This is a genomic window from Nocardia sp. NBC_00508, from assembly GCF_036346875.1.
Taxonomy (GTDB): domain Bacteria; phylum Actinomycetota; class Actinomycetes; order Mycobacteriales; family Mycobacteriaceae; genus Nocardia.
Window position 1 is genome coordinate 3,792,778 of record NZ_CP107852.1, and the last position, 15,897, is coordinate 3,808,674.

The 15,897-nt window shown below is 65.1% G+C and carries 21 protein-coding genes and 2 tRNA genes; 7 read left to right on the top strand and 16 right to left on the bottom strand.

The window, feature by feature from the left end:
- Positions 1-227 precede the first annotated feature (227 nt).
- Entirely contained in the window at positions 228-1,295 is a 1,068-nt protein-coding gene (locus OHA40_RS16700) for an alpha/beta hydrolase (protein WP_330233945.1), read from the top strand.
- On the opposite strand, the gene hisC is transcribed toward OHA40_RS16700, so the two are convergent.
- Positions 1,292-2,365 (bottom strand): histidinol-phosphate transaminase, encoded by a 1,074-nt coding sequence (hisC, locus tag OHA40_RS16705; protein WP_330233946.1) that lies wholly within the window; start codon positions 2,363-2,365, stop codon positions 1,292-1,294. The two genes, OHA40_RS16700 and hisC, sit on opposite strands and share 4 nt — an antisense overlap.
- Positions 2,366-2,483: 118 nt before the next feature.
- On the opposite strand from hisC, the gene OHA40_RS16710 reads away from it, so the two are divergent.
- The 3 genes from OHA40_RS16710 (at position 2,484) to OHA40_RS16720 (ending at position 3,476) form a co-directional block, all read left to right on the top strand.
- Positions 2,484-3,191 (top strand): dienelactone hydrolase family protein, encoded by a 708-nt coding sequence (locus OHA40_RS16710; RefSeq protein WP_330233947.1) that lies wholly within the window; start codon positions 2,484-2,486, stop codon positions 3,189-3,191.
- An 88-nt stretch (positions 3,192-3,279) separates the two neighbouring features.
- A tRNA-Ser gene (locus OHA40_RS16715) sits at positions 3,280-3,369 on the top strand.
- A gap of 34 nt (positions 3,370-3,403) precedes the next feature.
- Positions 3,404-3,476 (top strand) — tRNA-Arg (locus tag OHA40_RS16720).
- A 98-nt stretch (positions 3,477-3,574) separates the two neighbouring features.
- Here OHA40_RS16720 and OHA40_RS16725 read toward each other — a convergent pair.
- From OHA40_RS16725 to OHA40_RS16785, 13 genes are read right to left on the bottom strand one after another with little or no spacing between them, the layout of a single operon-like run.
- Positions 3,575-4,729: a tyrosine-type recombinase/integrase gene (locus OHA40_RS16725; RefSeq protein ID WP_330233948.1), complete on the bottom strand. Its 1,155-nt coding sequence runs from the start codon at positions 4,727-4,729 to the stop codon at positions 3,575-3,577.
- A 4-nt stretch (positions 4,730-4,733) separates the two neighbouring features.
- Positions 4,734-4,907, bottom strand: coding sequence for a helix-turn-helix domain-containing protein (locus tag OHA40_RS16730; protein WP_330233949.1), 174 nt, complete (start codon positions 4,905-4,907; stop codon positions 4,734-4,736).
- Between the two features lie 16 nt (positions 4,908-4,923).
- A complete protein-coding gene (locus OHA40_RS16735) occupies positions 4,924-6,618 on the bottom strand; it encodes a replication initiator (RefSeq protein ID WP_330233950.1) in 1,695 nt (564 codons plus the stop codon).
- On the bottom strand, positions 6,618-7,238 hold the full coding sequence (locus tag OHA40_RS16740) for a hypothetical protein (RefSeq protein WP_330233951.1): 621 nt from the start codon (positions 7,236-7,238) through the stop codon (positions 6,618-6,620). Before OHA40_RS16740 ends, OHA40_RS16735 begins: the two co-directional genes overlap by 1 nt.
- Positions 7,235-7,396, bottom strand: a complete 162-nt coding sequence (locus OHA40_RS16745; protein ID WP_330233952.1) for a hypothetical protein — start codon at positions 7,394-7,396, stop codon at positions 7,235-7,237. Before OHA40_RS16745 ends, OHA40_RS16740 begins: the two co-directional genes overlap by 4 nt.
- Complete coding sequence (locus OHA40_RS16750) at positions 7,393-7,593, bottom strand: hypothetical protein (protein WP_330233953.1); 201 nt, start codon at positions 7,591-7,593, stop codon at positions 7,393-7,395. Before OHA40_RS16750 ends, OHA40_RS16745 begins: the two co-directional genes overlap by 4 nt.
- Positions 7,590-7,916, bottom strand: a complete 327-nt coding sequence (locus tag OHA40_RS16755) for a hypothetical protein (RefSeq protein ID WP_330233954.1) — start codon at positions 7,914-7,916, stop codon at positions 7,590-7,592. Before OHA40_RS16755 ends, OHA40_RS16750 begins: the two co-directional genes overlap by 4 nt.
- Complete coding sequence (locus OHA40_RS16760; protein ID WP_330233955.1) at positions 7,913-8,104, bottom strand: hypothetical protein; 192 nt, start codon at positions 8,102-8,104, stop codon at positions 7,913-7,915. Before OHA40_RS16760 ends, OHA40_RS16755 begins: the two co-directional genes overlap by 4 nt.
- The gene (locus tag OHA40_RS16765) at positions 8,101-9,405 is read right to left on the bottom strand and encodes an FtsK/SpoIIIE domain-containing protein (protein WP_330233956.1); all 1,305 of its coding nucleotides are present in this window, start codon (positions 9,403-9,405) and stop codon (positions 8,101-8,103) included. Before OHA40_RS16765 ends, OHA40_RS16760 begins: the two co-directional genes overlap by 4 nt.
- Entirely contained in the window at positions 9,405-9,695 is a 291-nt protein-coding gene (locus tag OHA40_RS16770; protein WP_330233957.1) for a hypothetical protein, read from the bottom strand. The genes OHA40_RS16765 and OHA40_RS16770 overlap by 1 nt, the downstream gene beginning before the upstream one ends.
- On the bottom strand, positions 9,695-10,354 hold the full coding sequence (locus OHA40_RS16775; RefSeq protein ID WP_330234218.1) for a DUF2637 domain-containing protein: 660 nt from the start codon (positions 10,352-10,354) through the stop codon (positions 9,695-9,697). The genes OHA40_RS16770 and OHA40_RS16775 overlap by 1 nt, the downstream gene beginning before the upstream one ends.
- The gene (locus OHA40_RS16780; RefSeq protein ID WP_330233958.1) at positions 10,354-10,581 is read right to left on the bottom strand and encodes a hypothetical protein; all 228 of its coding nucleotides are present in this window, start codon (positions 10,579-10,581) and stop codon (positions 10,354-10,356) included. The genes OHA40_RS16775 and OHA40_RS16780 overlap by 1 nt, the downstream gene beginning before the upstream one ends.
- A complete protein-coding gene (locus OHA40_RS16785; RefSeq protein ID WP_330233959.1) occupies positions 10,581-11,048 on the bottom strand; it encodes a hypothetical protein in 468 nt (155 codons plus the stop codon). The genes OHA40_RS16780 and OHA40_RS16785 overlap by 1 nt, the downstream gene beginning before the upstream one ends.
- Positions 11,049-11,178: 130 nt before the next feature.
- Here OHA40_RS16785 and OHA40_RS16790 point away from each other — a divergent pair, with 130 nt between their 5' ends.
- The 3 genes from OHA40_RS16790 to OHA40_RS16800 all read left to right on the top strand — a co-directional run bounded on the left by OHA40_RS16790 (position 11,179) and on the right by OHA40_RS16800 (position 13,908).
- Positions 11,179-11,961, top strand: coding sequence for a GntR family transcriptional regulator (locus OHA40_RS16790; RefSeq protein WP_330233960.1), 783 nt, complete (start codon positions 11,179-11,181; stop codon positions 11,959-11,961).
- Positions 11,955-12,746, top strand: a complete 792-nt coding sequence (locus OHA40_RS16795; protein WP_330233961.1) for a glycosyltransferase family 2 protein — start codon at positions 11,955-11,957, stop codon at positions 12,744-12,746. Before OHA40_RS16790 ends, OHA40_RS16795 begins: the two co-directional genes overlap by 7 nt.
- 988 nt (positions 12,747-13,734) lie before the next feature.
- The gene (locus OHA40_RS16800) at positions 13,735-13,908 is read left to right on the top strand and encodes a hypothetical protein (RefSeq protein ID WP_330233962.1); all 174 of its coding nucleotides are present in this window, start codon (positions 13,735-13,737) and stop codon (positions 13,906-13,908) included.
- A gap of 525 nt (positions 13,909-14,433) precedes the next feature.
- On the opposite strand, the gene OHA40_RS16805 is transcribed toward OHA40_RS16800, so the two are convergent.
- Positions 14,434-15,696, bottom strand: coding sequence for a hypothetical protein (locus tag OHA40_RS16805; protein ID WP_330233963.1), 1,263 nt, complete (start codon positions 15,694-15,696; stop codon positions 14,434-14,436).
- A complete protein-coding gene (locus tag OHA40_RS16810; RefSeq protein WP_330233964.1) occupies positions 15,696-15,893 on the bottom strand; it encodes a helix-turn-helix transcriptional regulator in 198 nt (65 codons plus the stop codon). The genes OHA40_RS16805 and OHA40_RS16810 overlap by 1 nt, the downstream gene beginning before the upstream one ends.
- Between the last annotated feature and the right edge of the window lie 4 nt (positions 15,894-15,897).

A 15,897-nucleotide genomic window follows, 5' to 3' on the forward strand; every position in this document is an offset into this window, starting at 1 on the left:
ACGCGGAAATCGGTGGCGGAGAACGGGATACAGAAGATACAAACCATGGTCTCCGTGCTCGTCGCGCTGCTCGCCTTCGGTGTGTGCGCAATTGCGATCGCGGTGTGGCGGTTCGCCGGAGTGCAACGGCGTCGGCAGGATCTCGACACTCGATGAGCGCGGCGAACGGAACTCGACACGGCGATGGCCTGCCTGCCACTCACCGCGCCTCTGGCAGGATGGTTCACATGCTGTCTCGGCGCGGCGTGCGGCGTTGGGTCTCCAGCGCCCTGGTAAGCGCCGCACTTGTTTCTGGTGCGGTGGCGTTCGGTGCTCCCCAGGTAGCAGCGGCCCCCGGCGGTCCTCCTCCGGTGAATACCGGCTCCTCGGATGGTCCGGGTCCGGCCGAACCGACCAGCAAACAACCCTCGACGCCCAGGATCGATCACATCGAACCGATCAACGATCGGCGGCTGCGGGTCTTTGTCGCCTCGCCCGCGATGAGCCGGGTGGTCGAGGTGCAGGTTCTGCTGCCGCGCGACCGGTCCCGCCCGCGCCCGACGGTCTACATGCTGGACGGCCGCAGCGCGAGCCCCGAAAGCAACAACTGGACCGAGCTCGGGCACGCGGACCGCTTCTACGCGGACAAGGACGTCAACGTGGTGTTCACCGTCGGCGGGCCGGCCAGCTTCTACACCGACTGGCAGCATCCCGACCCGATGCTCGGCACGAACATGTGGGAGACGTTCCTCGCCAAGGAACTGCCCCCGCTGATCGACGCGGAGTTCAATGGCAACGGCACCAACGCGGTTATGGGCGTCTCGATGGGCGCCGAGGCCGCGATGATGCTGGCGTTCCGTCAACCGAAGCTCTACACCGCGATCGCGGCGCACAGCGGCTGTTTCTCGATGGGTACCGATATCGGCCAGGCGCAGGCGCGCGCGGTGGTGGCCACCTACATGGGTGAGCCGGACAACATGTTCGGCAAGCAGGATGATCCGGCCTGGCTGGCCCACGACGTCACGTTGCACGCGGACGCCTTGCGTGGCAAGACGATCTATCTGTCGGTGGGCAGCGGCCTGCCCGGCGTGCACGACGTGCCAGGAACCCCGAATGTCGCCAGCGCCATCGGGTTCGGCGGCCCGCTGGAGGCCGCGACCAACGCTTGCACCCGGCGGCTCACCGACCGGCTTCGTTCGCTCGGTATCCCGGTCACCGCGCACTTCCGCGGCACGGGAACGCACTCCTGGCCGTACTGGGCGGACGAGCTGGCGCTGTCCTGGCCGACGATCGCGGGCGCGCTCGGCGTTCGCTAGCCGAGGAACCGCGCGAGCACCGCGGGATCGGTGGCGAAGTTCAGGAACAGGTCGTTCTCGTGCGGGTCGCCGATGGTGACGCGGACACCGTCGGCGCCGTATGGACGCACCAGCACGCCGGCCCCCGCGCTCGCTTCGCCGAACTCGACGCTGCGCGCACCCAGCGAAATCCAGACGAAGTTCGCCTCACTCGGCGGCACCTGATACCCGGCCTCCACCAGCGCGTCGCGCACCCGCTCGCGCTCGGAGACCAGGATGCCGGTGCGATCGAGCAACTCGTGCCGTGCCTCCAGCGACGCGATCGCCGCCGCCTGCGCGAGCCGGTTCACGCTGAACGGGATGTGCACCTTCAGCAGTGCCGTGATCACCGCGGGATCGCCCACGGCGTAGCCGACCCGCAGCCCGGCCAGCCCGTAGGCCTTGGAGAAGGTGCGTAGCACAAGCACATTGGGCCGGGTCCGGCCGAGTTCTACGCCGTCCGGGTGATCGTCCAGCCGCACGTATTCGTAGTAGGCCTCATCCAGCACGACCAGCACATGCGGCGGGACCGCAGCCAGGAACCGGACCAGTTCCGCCTTGCCGACGGCGGTACCGGTGGGGTTGTTCGGGTTGCAGACGAAGATCAACTTGGTTCGTTCGGTGACCGCCGCGGCCAGCGCGTCCAGATCGTGTACCTGATCCGCCGTGAGCGGTACGTGCACGGCGGTGGCGTTGCCGACCTTGGTCACGATCGGGTACGCCTCGAACGAGCGCCACGCGAACAGCACCTCGTCCGAGGGTGACGCACAGGTGATCTGCACCAGCTCCTGGCACAAGGCCACGCTGCCGCAACCGACCGCGACATTGTCGAATCCCACCCCGAGGAAATCGGCCAGCGCCGTGCGCAGCTCGACCACGTGGTTGTCCGGATACCGGTTGGCCAACTCGGCTGCCTCGGCGATGGCCTTGGCGGCGGCGGGCAGCGGACCGAAGGTCGTTTCGTTGCTGGCCAACTTCACCGCGCCGGGATGGCTGCGGCCGGGGGTGTACGCCGGGATCGAATCGAGGTCCGGCCGGATCTGCGCTGTCACACTCCAACCCTATCCGCGCCGCGTGCCTGCCCGATCCGCGTGCCGGAAATTCTCTGGGCTATAGCCCCTCACATGCGATTATCTACCGAATATCAGCAACGCGCCCTACGCTGGTTTCATGTCGGGCACCTACGACGATATCGCCCCGCTACGGGGAAGCGACCAGGAAGACGAGCGACCGACTGCCCGTGGGCAGGTGCCCATCACCGTGGCGGAACCGGAAGGCAATGCCCGCGGCGGAATCGTGGTGCTGCACGAATCCCGGGAGCTCACCGGCGCACTGCGCGACCTGATGAACGCGCTGGCCGGGGAGGGCTGGACAGTAGTCGCGCCCGATCTCTTCCACCGGGTGAACGGCGAACCGGGCGGCGGAGTCTTCGGCGATGAGCTGTTCGACGACTTCGACGCCTGCTTCGACTGGCTCACCAGGCGTGGGGTGTTCCCCGACACCGTTGGTGTGCTCGGTTTCGACACCGCGGGGACGGCTGCGTTCCTGGTTGCGACCAACCGCCCGATCGGCGCGGCGGTAAGCGTGGCGGCGCCGGGCATCGTCGAGCCACTCGCCGATCAGGCCGACGCCTTGGTGGTCGCCGCCCCGCACCTACAGGCGCCGTGGCTCGGCCTATTCGGCGCCGACGATCCGGCCACCCCGCCCGCCCAGGTCGAACAGTTGCGCGACGCGACCGCCCGCGCGGCCGTCGCCAGCCTGGTCGTCACCTACCCCGGCTTGCATCACCGCGCCGACACCCCCGGCACCGACGACGACCCGGATGTGGTCGATTCGCAGACCCGAATCTTCGACTGGTTCGACAGTAACCTACGTTGACCTGCCGTTTTGTGATCTGGACTGTGGCTCATGTAACCTTGCTGCTCGGCGGTTCGAAAGGACCGGTGCCCTCGAAGAGAAGGCTCCAGGAGGCGTGCCAGAGCGGCCGAATGGGACTCACTGCTAATGAGTTGTCCCTTCACGGGGACCGGAGGTTCAAATCCTCTCGCCTCCGCCACGCCCGGGAAACCGGGTACAACTGAATAACACCTGCGCCCGTAGCTCAACGGATAGAGCATCTGACTACGGATCAGAAGGTTAGGGGTTCGAATCCCTTCGGGCGCACAGAAATCGGCCCCTGAGCTGCACAAGCAGTTCGGGGGCCGATTGGCATTCAAGATCACCTGCACTAGATCCAGTACTTTGCCCTTACAAACGAGCCGTTACTTTCCCTCTGCGAACCGATCGAGCGTGGTCCGGATATCTGGTCCTTGAGTCTGCCGCTGAAGGTAGTGCTGCTCGGTAGTCGACAACTTCGCGTGCGACAGCTGAGCCTGAGCCTGAGCCGGACCGAAGTCGTCACGGACCAACGTCGCCACCGTCCGCCGGAAGCTGTAAGGCGTCACCCATCGCAGCTCATCTGGCAGAGCAGCCCGCAGCGATCGGCGGAGGTTCGCCAGGCTCATCCATCCACCGTCACGGTTGGCGAACACCGGGCCGTCCGCCTCGGTGGCGTTGCCAAACAGTCTGGTCAATGCCTCCACCGCCAACTTCGGAAGAACGACCGTGTGATCCGGTGCACCTCCCTTGCGCTCGTCTTGGCGGTGCACACCCTGCCCCTTTACCTTGCCGTGGTCCAACGCCGTGCCCGTACTCGTCATAGTCGGTGGATCAGCCAGCAAGTCGACGTCCGACCACCGCAAGCCAAGCACCTCATTCGGCCGACAACCCGTCGAGCCCATCACGTCGACGAACTCCAGGAGCAACCGTCCCGGCTTCGGCCCACTCATCCCGGGCCGATCGCGGTACGCCTGCACTGCCGAACGAACCGCCGCGAACTCCTCCGGCGTCAACGCCCTCGCTGGTACAGCCTTGCTGGTTTTACGGTTCACCTCCCGAATCGGATTCACCGCAAGAACGTCATACCGAACAGCCATCGAGAACATTCCGAGCAATACCACGCGCAGCATCCGAGCTCGCGAGGGCGGCAGAGTCGCGATGTACCGTTCAGCGCGGCTTGTCGAAAGCTCCCGGACCCGTAACGCCCCGAGCTGAGACTTACCGTGCTTGTCCCAAGTCCGGTGGTACTCGTCGCGAGACTGCTTCTTGAGACCATCCTTCGTCGCGATCCAAGCTTCGAACAGCTCCGACAACGACGTTCGCTCACTGACTACGGCGCCCGCAGTGGGTGTGGTCCGCTTCTTCAGATGCCGCAGCAGCGCCCGGCGTGCATCCTCCTCACTCGAACCACTCCGCTCCGCCTGCCGACGGCACCCGTCCTCATCCCGGACGTAGGTCGATGCGGTAAACCGGCCTGGCCCAGATTTCTTGATGGTGATCTTGCCCCACTCACCAGGGGCCATGCGCTGTCTCGGCACAGGATCACGCTGCCTGGTCAAGACCCGAGATGTAGTCGGCTACGGCCCGTTCGGTGACGAACCGGCGACGGCCGATCTTCACCGACCGCAGTTCACCCGACCCGATCAGTTCGTAGTACTTGCTGTGCCCGATCGGGATCAGCTTCCGGACTTCGGATTCGGTGAGCAGTTTCGACATGATGTGTTCCCCCCTTCTAGGCGGCGGCTTGATGGATTGCGGAATTGTTTTGTGGCCCAGGTGGGCTGGCTGCCAGGAGTGCGTTGTTGTACTCGGCACGCCAGGTGAGGCGTTGGGAAACCGCCGCCATGATCAGGTGGTCGCGGGGCGGCACGTTCTTGTCGCCCGGTTCCACGGGCGTGATGATCAAATGCGAGCGATCGGGTTTGACGATCCCGATCGCGGCGAGGGTTTGCCGAACAAACTCGGCGCGGTCGGCCTTGTGGTCGGGAAGGGTCTTGTTCGACCAGCGACGCGACACCAGCACGCGGCGACCGGGCAGGCCCAACGTGTCGCGGCGGTGGGCTTTGCCCTTGCAGCGGCCCGGCTGAGTCTTGGCAGTCGCGCCTTTGGGGACGATGCCGTAGCGCAGCCACACGCCGCAGCGTGGCGAGCACGGGGTGTGCTGGAGTTCGGCGTGGAGCCGGTCGTAATGCTCGGCCGCGCGCCGGGACTGGGGTTCGATGATCTCCGCGACCGACTTCGTGAGGTACTTCGTCAGGTAGCGGACCTTCTCATCAGCCTGCGGTGTGCCACCGAGAATGCCCTTGCTGTCGACCTGGACACCGAACCGGACCACGTGCGCGGGCTCCAGATCATCGGTGCTGTCGATGATGTCCAACGCGTCATCCCACCCGGTCAACGGCTGCCCGGTACCGGGATCGACGAAAGCGCCGGCCTCGTGATCCCACACCGGCATCGTCTCGCCGGAGTACACCTCGTTCTCGGCGTCGAACCGCGGCCACCACACTTGGTGATAGGTCGCCGCGGTCACCGCCCGGAACACTGCGTGCGGGATCGATCCCCGGATCGCCAGATGCAGGTGCGGGGCACCCCGACGCTGGGGTTCCACGGTGGCGAAGTACTGCACGTCCCAGCCGACCGCGCGGCGCAGGTTCTGTATCCACCGATCGAACAGCGCCGCGAAATGCACGATGTCCCGCGCCGCACGCGTGTAGTCGTAGGAGTCCGGGTCACGGGGCGAGCCGTCCCCGCACACCTTGCCCTTGGAATCGACCGCGCCGTCGTTGTGGACATAGCCGTAGGACGGCAGAGTGAGGGTCACGAACGTCGAGGGCCGGTACTTGCCCGCGTACTCACGCCCGATCGTGGTCTTGGCGACCTTCAACCGCGGCAGATCCGGCGCGTCTTGGCGGCGCTGGGTGGAGCGCTTGCGGCGATCCTTCTGTTTGGCGTCCAGGTCCGGCAGACGGCCACGGAACCCCGACTCGCGCAACTGTCTGTCGATACCGGCCACGTCTTCAACAGCGTCGTCCATCCGCTGCCGGTCGTCGTCTTCTTTCGCGGCCTGGTACGCGGCGAACAGATCCGAACGTGCCTCGATCAGGTCCTTCTGCCGCTGAGTGGGTGTGCGCTTGTCGTTGACCGGTTCGGCATCCATGTGCCAGCCCTCGTTGCACTGCGTCATCCGCAGATAGCGAGCCTTGGCCGCACACGCCGGGCACACGGATTCGATCGTTGACTTGCACGGTGATCCGACGTAGTCCACCCGCAGGGTTTTCGGGTCTTCGGCGCGCATCGGGATCGGGCGACGGCAGATGTGCTGTTCGTCGGCGACCGCGTGGGCGATGTCCCGGAAGTCCGGCAGAGCACGGCGTTCGGCCGCGGTCTGCCGGATCGGGACCACCTCATCAGTGGTGGTGGGTTCCATCAGGCTGCTTTCGGCTTGGTCCAGTGATCCACCCGCGGCAGGGTGATCGTTTCGGCGAGCGAATCCGAGTGCCGGAAGGCGAGTTCGACGGTGCCGGGACCGGTGATGGTGGCGCGGCATTCCAGAGCTCCGAAGGCGTGCGCCAGATGCTCGACGCGGTTCTCGAAGTCGGCCGGGCAGTGTCCTTCCAGCATCCGCGCCCGCACTCGATCGGTGACGGTGCCGATCTGGACATCCAGCAGCCGCGGGATGAATGTGCGGTCATTGCGGTCGATGCTCAGGTGGCAGGCTTGCATCAGCTTGACCCACCGCCGCCGGTAGCGGTGCCAGGTCAGGAACCGGGTACGCGCCCGCTGGGTGACCCAGTGCCGGAACATTTCCGGGCGGGCACGCTGCCACAGCAGCAGTCCGGCGACGGACACCGCGGTAGACGCGAGACCTACCGGCCACCCCATCAGCACCCATGCCGTGACGGTCAGGGCGAGGGGTACGGAGATCATGGGGAACAGCGCCAGCCACCACGCGCCGATGACGATCCCCCATAGGGTGTTGAGCAGGGCCAGGCCGAACAGGTCGAATGCGTCCAGCCGGGTGTTTCGGGTGTTGGTTCTGGTGGTCATCGGTCAGCCTTCGCAGTGGAGTCGAACAAGGTCATCTGCCCCCAGCACGGGGCGTGCAGGTCTTTGCGAGTGCGGCGCTTGCGGCCGGTCACCTGGTCGGCCGCGGCCTGTACAATCGGATTCACCTGCGGCACAGCTGGTTTGGGCGAGTCGGTCATGCTGCCGTATCCCATCCGTCGTCGTAGTCGTCCAGGTCGGCATCCCAACCGGGCGCGGCGCCGGTTTCGATCAGCAGGTGCACCGCGATGCTCACCGGATCGGCACCGCGGCGTTGGAGTTGGCAGCGCCGCCGGGCGCGGGTATCGATCACCGCATCGATGTCGTCACGGATCGGGCGGAGGTTGTTGCTGGTCATGGCAGGGCCTCGATTTCAGGGATGCCGCACACTTCGCAGGTGCGGGAACGGGTGGAGGAGCCCAGCGGCCATCGGGTGGTGTGCCAGGCTTCGGGGAAGCGGTGGCCGTGCTCGGCGCACCGGGCGGTAGCGAGGCAGCCGTCGCACAGCACCCGGTCGCCGTCATACCGCCAGCCCACGCCGCCGCTTCGGGCGTTGAGGTAGGTGACGGCCTGGTGGACGGAGTCGAAGCAGATTGCTTCGTTCTCGCCTTCGGTGTAGTGGTCGCCGCAGCCGTCGCAGTAGACGACCACGTGTGTCTCGGTCACGAAACCCCGCTTCATGGCTGCACCTTCGGCAGCGTGACCTCCGCGTACACGCGGATCGAGTCCGGAGTGCGCCGCACCGAGTAGTTGTTCGGGTCGATGACCAGCCGGGCACCGGCCGGTACGACCGCTTGCGCCAGGATCCACAACACGGCGCTGATCTCGTCCGGGGTGCCGATCAGCCGCAACCCGACCACGCCGTTCATGCCGCCACCGGCCCGTCGTCGGCGTCACCGAGGTCGTCAGGGTCGAAGTCGCTGTAATCCTCGGCGGGACCGGTGATCTCGGGCGCAGGCGAGTAGGCATCCACGATGGCGTCGATGTCGTCATCGGAGACGTAGAACGCGCGCACCCGGACGAACTCGGTGGTGCCGTCTTCGCCGACGTAGCCGACACCTGGTGTCTGGTCGGAGATTTCGTCGCAGCGTGCGCCGCGGTCCCGCGCGCCTTGGCCGTGGACCATCGCGTTCTGGGTGGGTTCGTCCAGGCGCAGGCCGATGCGGACGGGGAACAGTTGCCGGTTGGGCATCGTCTCCTTGGACGGGTCCTGCAACGCCGCGATCACCGACACCGCCGCCGCGCGGCCCTGCGACAGCAACAGGCCGGTCAGGCGCCGGAACTCTTGCTGTTCCTCCCGGGTGGCATACGACGACAGCGACGCAGCCTCATCGATGATGATCAGGATCAGCGGCTCGCCTGGACTCGGAACGATCTTGCGCAGACCGGCGCGACGCATCCGGACCAGCCGTTCACGCATGATCTGCTCGGCTTCGCTCAGCATCGCGAGGATGGTTTCGTTGTCGGTGGCGAAGCGAACGAACAGCCGATCCTCGCCCTTGCCGAACTCTGCACCGCCCTTCGGGTCGGCCAGGTACACATCCACCAATCCGGCTTTGATCGCGGGACCGAGCGCAGCCAGCAGCGACCACAGCACCGAGCCCTTACCCGATCCGGTCGCACCAGCCAGCAGGATGTGGCCGTAGAGCACCCGCACCCGCCAGGTGTCGAAGTCCTCGGTCACGCCGACCGGGACTGCTTCCAGGTCCACATCCACCGCGGAGGCCAGGCCCGGCAGTGCGGCTGTGTCGGCCAAGGTGTCGTAGACCCGCAAGTCCAGGCGGACGAATCCCGGATCTGACGGTGCGACCGTCACCGCTGGGACCGCGAAGTAGGCAGCCAGCGCGGCGCGCGTGTTGTCGTTGCTCCAGTCCTTCAGCGACTGCCCGCCGAGCATTTGCACTTCGACCGACATCCCGAAATCGGTGTAGGCGGCCGAGACGACGTTCGGGTAACCGGTTTGCGGGGAGCCGAGCCCGAGTGCGGGCCACATCAGCGACAGTTGCGCCGAACTGGTCACGATCAACACCGCGGGCCGCAGCTCGAGCGGGCCAGCCGCCGCGTGATCCTCCGGTTTCGGTGTGGTATCAGCGCCGAGACGCCGCCACTGCCACATCATCCCTGTTGCCACCGCCGCAGAAGCGGTGACCAGGGCAGCCGTCAGCGACATCACTCCACCCCCTCAGCGTCGGCAAGCTCCTTGGCCTCAGCAAGCCAGTCGTCGCAGTCCTCCAACGTCACGTCGCGATACGGGATCACCGAAGTTTCTTGCGCCCCTGGGGGACTGGCCGCGAGTAGCGCTTGTGCATACTCCGCGCGCCAGGTGATGCGCTGGGAGACCGCCGCCACGATCAGGTGGTCGCGGGGTGGCACGTTCTTGCCGCCCGGTTCGACGGGAGCAGCAGCAGTGGACAGAAGCGGGGGAAACAACGCTCCCGCGAGAACGGATTTGGTGAACATCAGTTACCCCCAATCGCGAGCGGCAGCATCGGCTGAGCCACCGGACGCGGACGAACAGGAACAGGACGAGTCGGCCGAAGTGGACGAACCTGGGCCGCCACCACAGGCGGAGCCGGAGCAGCCGGGAGCGGAGCAGTCACGGGCTCAGGTCCGATAGCCGGGACCGCCGGCGAATCATGCTCCGGGGTCGGGTCCGGCTCAGGCTCGGAAACTGCTTCTGGCGCAGAGTCTTCGGCGTGTTTGCTCTGTGCGGCGCGGAACAGCATCACCCCGCCGTGGGTGTCGACCAGCAGCGCGATCGGGGCGATAGCCGCGATCACCGCCGCCACCCAGTTCGGCAGCTGCTGCCCATCGGTGAACGCGTGCAAGCTGTTGCCCGCCACCGACACCACCGCGCCGACCCCGAGCACCCAGGAGAACCAGCGGCGCTCATCCGGCCGGTTGGACAACACCATCACCGACACCGTGGCCTGAATGATGGTGCCGTCCACGATCACCGGGAACAACCAGCTGTTCTCGCGGTCGATGCCCGCCAACTCCGCCAGGTCGCGGAGCGTTTCGTAGCTGAGGACGAACGCGGCGACACCGACACCGACGATGATCAACACCGCCGCCACCAGCGCCGACCGCATCCGCACCGAACGGTCATCGCCGAACATCACGCCGCCGCCTTCGGACCCGAACCGGACTCCACGGCAGCGATGCAGTCGTTCAGCACCTCCGACAACCGATCACACAGCCCCGCGGCGATCTCCGGCGTCATGTACAGATCACCGGAACCGACCGAGACAACAACCATGCCGATCTTGGCGGAGTACCTCGCCTGCACCCGCTCGTCATCGCCACGGGTCGACGAGCTGACATGCATAAACACCTCGGTGCTCATCACGCACCCGCCTTCGCGCCACTGCCGTTGCTGGCGTTGGTGGCCTTCGGGGTGTTGTTGTCGCCCTTGATCCCCGTCGCGCGGTAGACGTAACCCTGGTACTTGAACTCGCCCTGCCCCATCACCCGCGGCTCCGCAGTCAAGCCCTCCAGCTCGATGAACCACATGTCGTCCACGATCTGCTCACCCGCCGGAACCGGCTGATGCTGCGAAATGAACGTGACCTCGAACGACGCCCGCTTACCCTTGCCGTCACTGGCCTCATGCGGATCGGTCACCGTCGCCTTCCACAACGGCAACCCCGACCCCTCGCCGGTCTTCGGATCGAAGTCATACATCTGCTCCGGCACCGCATTGCGGTCCGGGTTGTACTTGATCGCCGGAGCGATCGGCCCCATCAGCAACAACCGCTTCGGGAACGCCACCCGAGACTCGATCGGAAACCGGAAACCCCTGCTAATCGCCATCGCTCAATCTCCCTGTGTAAGGTGTATCGCCTAGGCCATGTTTGTTGCTTAACAAACGGCCATGAGACTATTATTAAGCAACAAAGAAGGTCCGTCAAGCATTGTTCATCAACAAAGTTGGGAGAGTGGGATGCCACCACCTTCGATCTGGCGGGATATAGCAGCTGACCTGCGGCGACGGGTCGAGGCAGGGGAATGGGCTGTCGGAGAGCGAATCCCATCAGTGCGCGAGCTGATGGCGCAGTACGAGACACCGACGCAGGGCGCACTTGTTCGAGCGATCTCGACACTCGCCAACGAAGGCGTGTTGCTGACGGACCCACATGCGCCGCGTCGAGGTGTTCGTGTCCGAGCCCGGATGAAGCTCTCTCGTCCGATCGACCAGCACTTCGCGGCGGCCACCACCCCGAAGGATCGGACACTTGAGCAAATCCATAGTGACGACCTCGACAATGGTGATGATTTCGATGTCGACATCAGCTATGACCGAGCGCCCGCAGCAGATGTTGCCGACCTACTCGGAGCCGAACTCGGTGACGAACCAGTTCTAGTTCGTACGTTCCGGTACCTGCTCAAAGGCACGCCGCATCAGCTCGTGCGGTCACGGATGTCGGACAAGGTCGCCCAAAGAGCTGGGCTTAGGTCCCCCGACGACGAAGTATCAGGCAAGTCCACGGAGACTTGGTTACGAGATGCCGGGATCGAGCCACACCACATCTCGATGACTGTCGAGTCTCGCCTTCCGACAGCGGATGAGGCAGCCGAACTTGCCATGCCCACAGCTCTGCCCGTGATGGTTCGAAAACGCACCGTAATCGACAAAGACGGCGCGGCGGTCGAGGCCAGCACCAGCCTGGTCGTGGCCGATCAGATCATCTACACGGCCGAATTCGACTTGGAAGCCCCATGCTGATCTCCGTCATCACACCCGCCTACCGCCCACAGCCAGCCTTTCTTGCGGAGGCATACCAATCGCTCTATGAGCAAGTCCTCCCCGCAGGTTGGGAATGGGAATGGCTTATTCAAGCCGACGGAAACGAAGAACTGCCGCTGCCGCCAGCGGCCCGCGATGATCCGAGGGTCCAACCCGCATCAGGCCCCCGGAGCGGACCCGGCACAACTCGCAACCTTGCGCTGGAGCGCTCAACTGGCACGTTGATTCAAAATCTGGACGCTGACGATATCCTGCTCCCGAATGCACTCGCCAACAGCATTAATGTCTTGACAGAGCACCCGAGGATCGGATGGACAACATGCCGGGCGCTCGACCTCCTACCTGACGGCAGCTTGATCAGTGTCGATACCGACCCGCCCGAAGGCGAACTTCCGCGCGGATCTGTCTTCGAATCGTGGTGGGCTCGCAACTACGCGCTCCGCGTTCATCCAGCGACCATATGCATTCGCCGCGAACTACTCATCGCCGTCGGCGGTTGGATGGCGTTGCCAATAGCCGAAGACATCGGGATGCTTCTCGCCGTATCGACCTACGCCCCCGGCTGGTTCATCGGTGATGTCGGTCTGCACTACCGGAAGCACCCGGACCAGACCACCCCCAGCAACACGCCCAAGGACGTGCTAGATACACGCTGGCGGTTCCTTGTCGAGCGCGTGGAGGCAATTCAAACGCTGCTCTCACAACCAGGAATCCGATGGCCCAGCGAGGCTGAGATGCGAGGCGGAAGCAGCGGACTGTACTGAGATCGGCGCCTCGATCGCCTGACAGGAACTATCCAGATCGATCCCCGTCAAGTAACATCGAGTCCGTCACCTCGGTGATGCCGAGAGGTGAGGACTGCCCTCCACGACAGCCCTCACCGGGTGGGTTACTTAGCCCGCACTCGGCGGACCAGGACGAGAGCCCCGGCGGTCACGGCAGCAACCGCAAAGATGATGCCGTAATCGACCGGGGTCTTGCTCATTCTCCGGCGATGTTTCGCCATCCCCACCACCTCCTTCCTGGGCGCGATGTCGGACCAAGTCCATCGCCCCTCGGCTGGAGGTGCGTCCCACCTTACGTGATCGCGGCGACAGAAACCGTTGAACCGCAACGGGATTCCGACACTCAACCTGTCGGCCCAGGGCATGACCCACCGCGGCCCGCGATTCGGCCCGCCTTCAGGCCGACCGGCGTACGTCATCGACTACGCCCACGTTGTGCGAGTTGCTGCCGAATTCCGCCATATAAACCTCAAGGGCGGCGCTGGCGCGCCGCCTACGCGGCGCACCGCGCCGCGACGCGCAACCGCCGGCCTCCGCAAGCTCCGGCAGGCGGGCGCGTCGGTGCGTTGCCCCGCGTTTGGCGACGTGGCAGAACGTCCCCTCGTTCCTATCTGGCCACTTTCTCAACGTCCTCGCAGTGCTGGGCACGACGAGATCCGTACCCGACTGACCTCCCGCAGCCGTGCACGATCCGCCCGGCTTCCTGCCCGGTCCACCGGTTGTGGTCCCGTGGAGCTCCGGACAGGTTCACGAGCAGGTCACCGGATTCAGCCGACAGGGCACGGTGGTCGCCAGTTCCTCTCCGGCCGTGGTGGTCTGACTGATCCGAGGGCTATCACGCCACCAGCGGGCATCAAGAGCGCCTACGGCGTCACTACGTGATGGCTGACGCCACTCTTGACACCCACCGGAGCCGTGATCGAGACGCCCTCAGCCAGACCACCCCAACCGGAGAGGAACCCGAACGATGATCACCAAGCCCGACACCTGCGAGCTCCGCGAATGCAACCAGCCCGCCGCAGTCCCGTTCCTCTACGAGTACCCCACCCACCTCGAGCAGCAGGAGATCCGGTGGCGTTGCCACCAGTGCGACGCCCGCATCCGCCGCAACATCGAGACCATGGCTCGGTACCCGTACTGATCCCGGAGGGGGCTTCGGCCCCCTTATCTCGGTTGCCGAACTACTGAGCGTCCTTCGGCCGCTTGGCCCTGCTGTGTGGTGGCCTGCATTGTGTTCACGCGCCCCTCCAGCGTCAAGAGCGCCTACGGCGTCACTGCGTGATGGCTAACGCCACTCTTGACCCCGGAGCCTCTACGCGCGAAAGGCAGGCCGATAAGGGGCAGGCGCAGCCAGCCCGCCTCTGGGTGCAACCCACCACACAGCAGGGCCATGGGGGTCCCGATATGAAAAACCGCTACTTTGCCCGTACAAACGTAGGCATACAGACGCGGATTACAGCACACGGTCACCAGGTAGTCATGACCGAAATATGTTGCTACACAACACTACTGGCAGACTGTGGCGGACAACCTCGTACGCCCGGATAAATCAGAAGGTTAGGGGTTCGAATCCCTTCGGGCGCACTTTCTAGCAGCGAAAATGCTGCACACGCAAACCGCGAACTCGGGTCATGTTCGCGGTTTGTTTGCGTTATTGGCCCGATGATCACTCGCCGCCCCATCCCTCTTCGAGCGCATCCGTGTAGTCCGCCACGTCTTCGGGATCGTCCACATAGAACCGTTCGGTGATCACCGTCGAGCCATGACGCAACTGCTCGGCCGCAGCGTCCAGACCCTTCTTCCGTTTCACCCTCGTGCCCACGGTCTTGCGGAACGTCTTCGGCGTCACCCACGCATAGTTGCTACCCCGTGCCTTGCGGAGCTGACCACTGAGCTTCCGGGGGCTCACCAGCCCACCAGTTCGGGTGGTCAACAGCACCGCTTCCGGATCATCGCCCGCAGCGGCGAGCAGCCGTATGAGCGTCGGCACCGCGAAGTCAGCGACCACGACGCTGCCCACGCTGTTCTTCGTCTTCGGCTTCGACTTGCGGTACAGCTTGCCCGTCTCCCTGTCGGTGGCGATCGTGCCCGTGAACCACACCCGCCAGCGGCGGCACTCCGTCCAATCGACATCCTTGTCGAGCGGCACGCAATCGACTTTGCGGATAGCCAGCACCTCACCTGGACGACCACCGGTAGCCAGCATCAGGTCCGAGGCATCCAGCACCAGGCGACTGCGTTTCGGGCCGCTCCTGTACGCAGGGGTGCCCGGAATCGCTTTGCCGGACAACCAGTCCTCCATCTGCGACCGTAGACCCGTCAGCGTCGCGCCGTCGGCTGCGCGAGGCCCGGAACGTTCCTCGGCACGCCGCAGCCTGGCCACGTTGTCCATCGGATTCGGCACGTTCAGATGCCGCGCGCCCAAACCCATGATCCCCTTGAGAATGACCTTCTGCCGGTGCGCCTTCTCGTAGTACCCAAGCTCCAGCAGCCGCTTCAGATGCCGATCCAGCACAACCGATTTCGCCTCCCGCCACCTGTAGCCACCGAGCGCAGGCTTGATCTTGATGGCCGCGCGGTCGCCACGCTTGTCGGCCGACTCCTCGATCTCGTCGCGGTACTGCTTCAACGTCTCAGCGCTACACCCCGGATCGAGCGCTTTCTCCTCCAACCATAGATCCGCCAGGACCGACAGGCGCACATCCCGAGTGATCTTCTCGTGCTCACTATCACTGTGCGCCAAACGATCCCGCACATTGCGTCGGAGATTCGCCTTCGACTCCTCCTCCGTGGCACCCCACGCCCCCGCAGGCTTCAGCTCACCCCCATCCCACGGCCGATACCGACACGTAGCCTTCCACCGGCCGTTCGACTGCTTCTTGGCGCTGATGTCTCCCCAATCACCGGGGTCGATGGTCCGCCGCGCCATTACGCCGCATCCGCAGCTTGCGCCTCTTGCCAGGCCACAACGTCAGCAAGGTCGTAGCGCGTCTTCCCGCCGACCTTCGTGAACCGCGGCCCCTTCGGCGGCGTCTGAGCAGCCCAGTTGGCAAGCGTCTTCGGAGCAAAACGCACCCTCAGGCTGACCTCTTCACGAGTCAGCCACGTCGGACCGTTGTTCATCATTCCT

What these genes read in the sequence shown, in the direction of transcription:
- OHA40_RS16780 (WP_330233958.1), bottom strand. Translation starts at nt 10,581, where the DNA reads ATGAGCACCGAGGTGTTTATGCATGTCAGCTCGTCGACCCGTGGCGAT.
- OHA40_RS16770 (WP_330233957.1), bottom strand. Translation starts at nt 9,695, where the DNA reads ATGTTCACCAAATCCGTTCTCGCGGGAGCGTTGTTTCCCCCGCTTCTG.
- OHA40_RS16800 (WP_330233962.1), top strand. Translation starts at nt 13,735, where the DNA reads ATGATCACCAAGCCCGACACCTGCGAGCTCCGCGAATGCAACCAGCCC.
- OHA40_RS16760 (WP_330233955.1), bottom strand. Translation starts at nt 8,104, where the DNA reads ATGAACGGCGTGGTCGGGTTGCGGCTGATCGGCACCCCGGACGAGATC.
- OHA40_RS16785 (WP_330233959.1), bottom strand. Translation starts at nt 11,048, where the DNA reads ATGGCGATTAGCAGGGGTTTCCGGTTTCCGATCGAGTCTCGGGTGGCG.
- OHA40_RS16750 (WP_330233953.1), bottom strand. Translation starts at nt 7,593, where the DNA reads ATGACCAGCAACAACCTCCGCCCGATCCGTGACGACATCGATGCGGTG.
- OHA40_RS16810 (WP_330233964.1), bottom strand. Translation starts at nt 15,893, where the DNA reads ATGATGAACAACGGTCCGACGTGGCTGACTCGTGAAGAGGTCAGCCTG.
- OHA40_RS16730 (WP_330233949.1), bottom strand. Translation starts at nt 4,907, where the DNA reads ATGTCGAAACTGCTCACCGAATCCGAAGTCCGGAAGCTGATCCCGATC.
- OHA40_RS16755 (WP_330233954.1), bottom strand. Translation starts at nt 7,916, where the DNA reads ATGAAGCGGGGTTTCGTGACCGAGACACACGTGGTCGTCTACTGCGAC.
- OHA40_RS16710 (WP_330233947.1), top strand. Translation starts at nt 2,484, where the DNA reads ATGTCGGGCACCTACGACGATATCGCCCCGCTACGGGGAAGCGACCAG.
- OHA40_RS16795 (WP_330233961.1), top strand. Translation starts at nt 11,955, where the DNA reads ATGCTGATCTCCGTCATCACACCCGCCTACCGCCCACAGCCAGCCTTT.
- OHA40_RS16735 (WP_330233950.1), bottom strand. Translation starts at nt 6,618, where the DNA reads ATGGAACCCACCACCACTGATGAGGTGGTCCCGATCCGGCAGACCGCG.
- OHA40_RS16700 (WP_330233945.1), top strand. Translation starts at nt 228, where the DNA reads ATGCTGTCTCGGCGCGGCGTGCGGCGTTGGGTCTCCAGCGCCCTGGTA.
- OHA40_RS16745 (WP_330233952.1), bottom strand. Translation starts at nt 7,396, where the DNA reads ATGACCGACTCGCCCAAACCAGCTGTGCCGCAGGTGAATCCGATTGTA.
- OHA40_RS16775 (WP_330234218.1), bottom strand. Translation starts at nt 10,354, where the DNA reads ATGTTCGGCGATGACCGTTCGGTGCGGATGCGGTCGGCGCTGGTGGCG.
- OHA40_RS16805 (WP_330233963.1), bottom strand. Translation starts at nt 15,696, where the DNA reads ATGGCGCGGCGGACCATCGACCCCGGTGATTGGGGAGACATCAGCGCC.
- OHA40_RS16765 (WP_330233956.1), bottom strand. Translation starts at nt 9,405, where the DNA reads ATGTCGCTGACGGCTGCCCTGGTCACCGCTTCTGCGGCGGTGGCAACA.
- OHA40_RS16740 (WP_330233951.1), bottom strand. Translation starts at nt 7,238, where the DNA reads ATGACCACCAGAACCAACACCCGAAACACCCGGCTGGACGCATTCGAC.
- OHA40_RS16790 (WP_330233960.1), top strand. Translation starts at nt 11,179, where the DNA reads ATGCCACCACCTTCGATCTGGCGGGATATAGCAGCTGACCTGCGGCGA.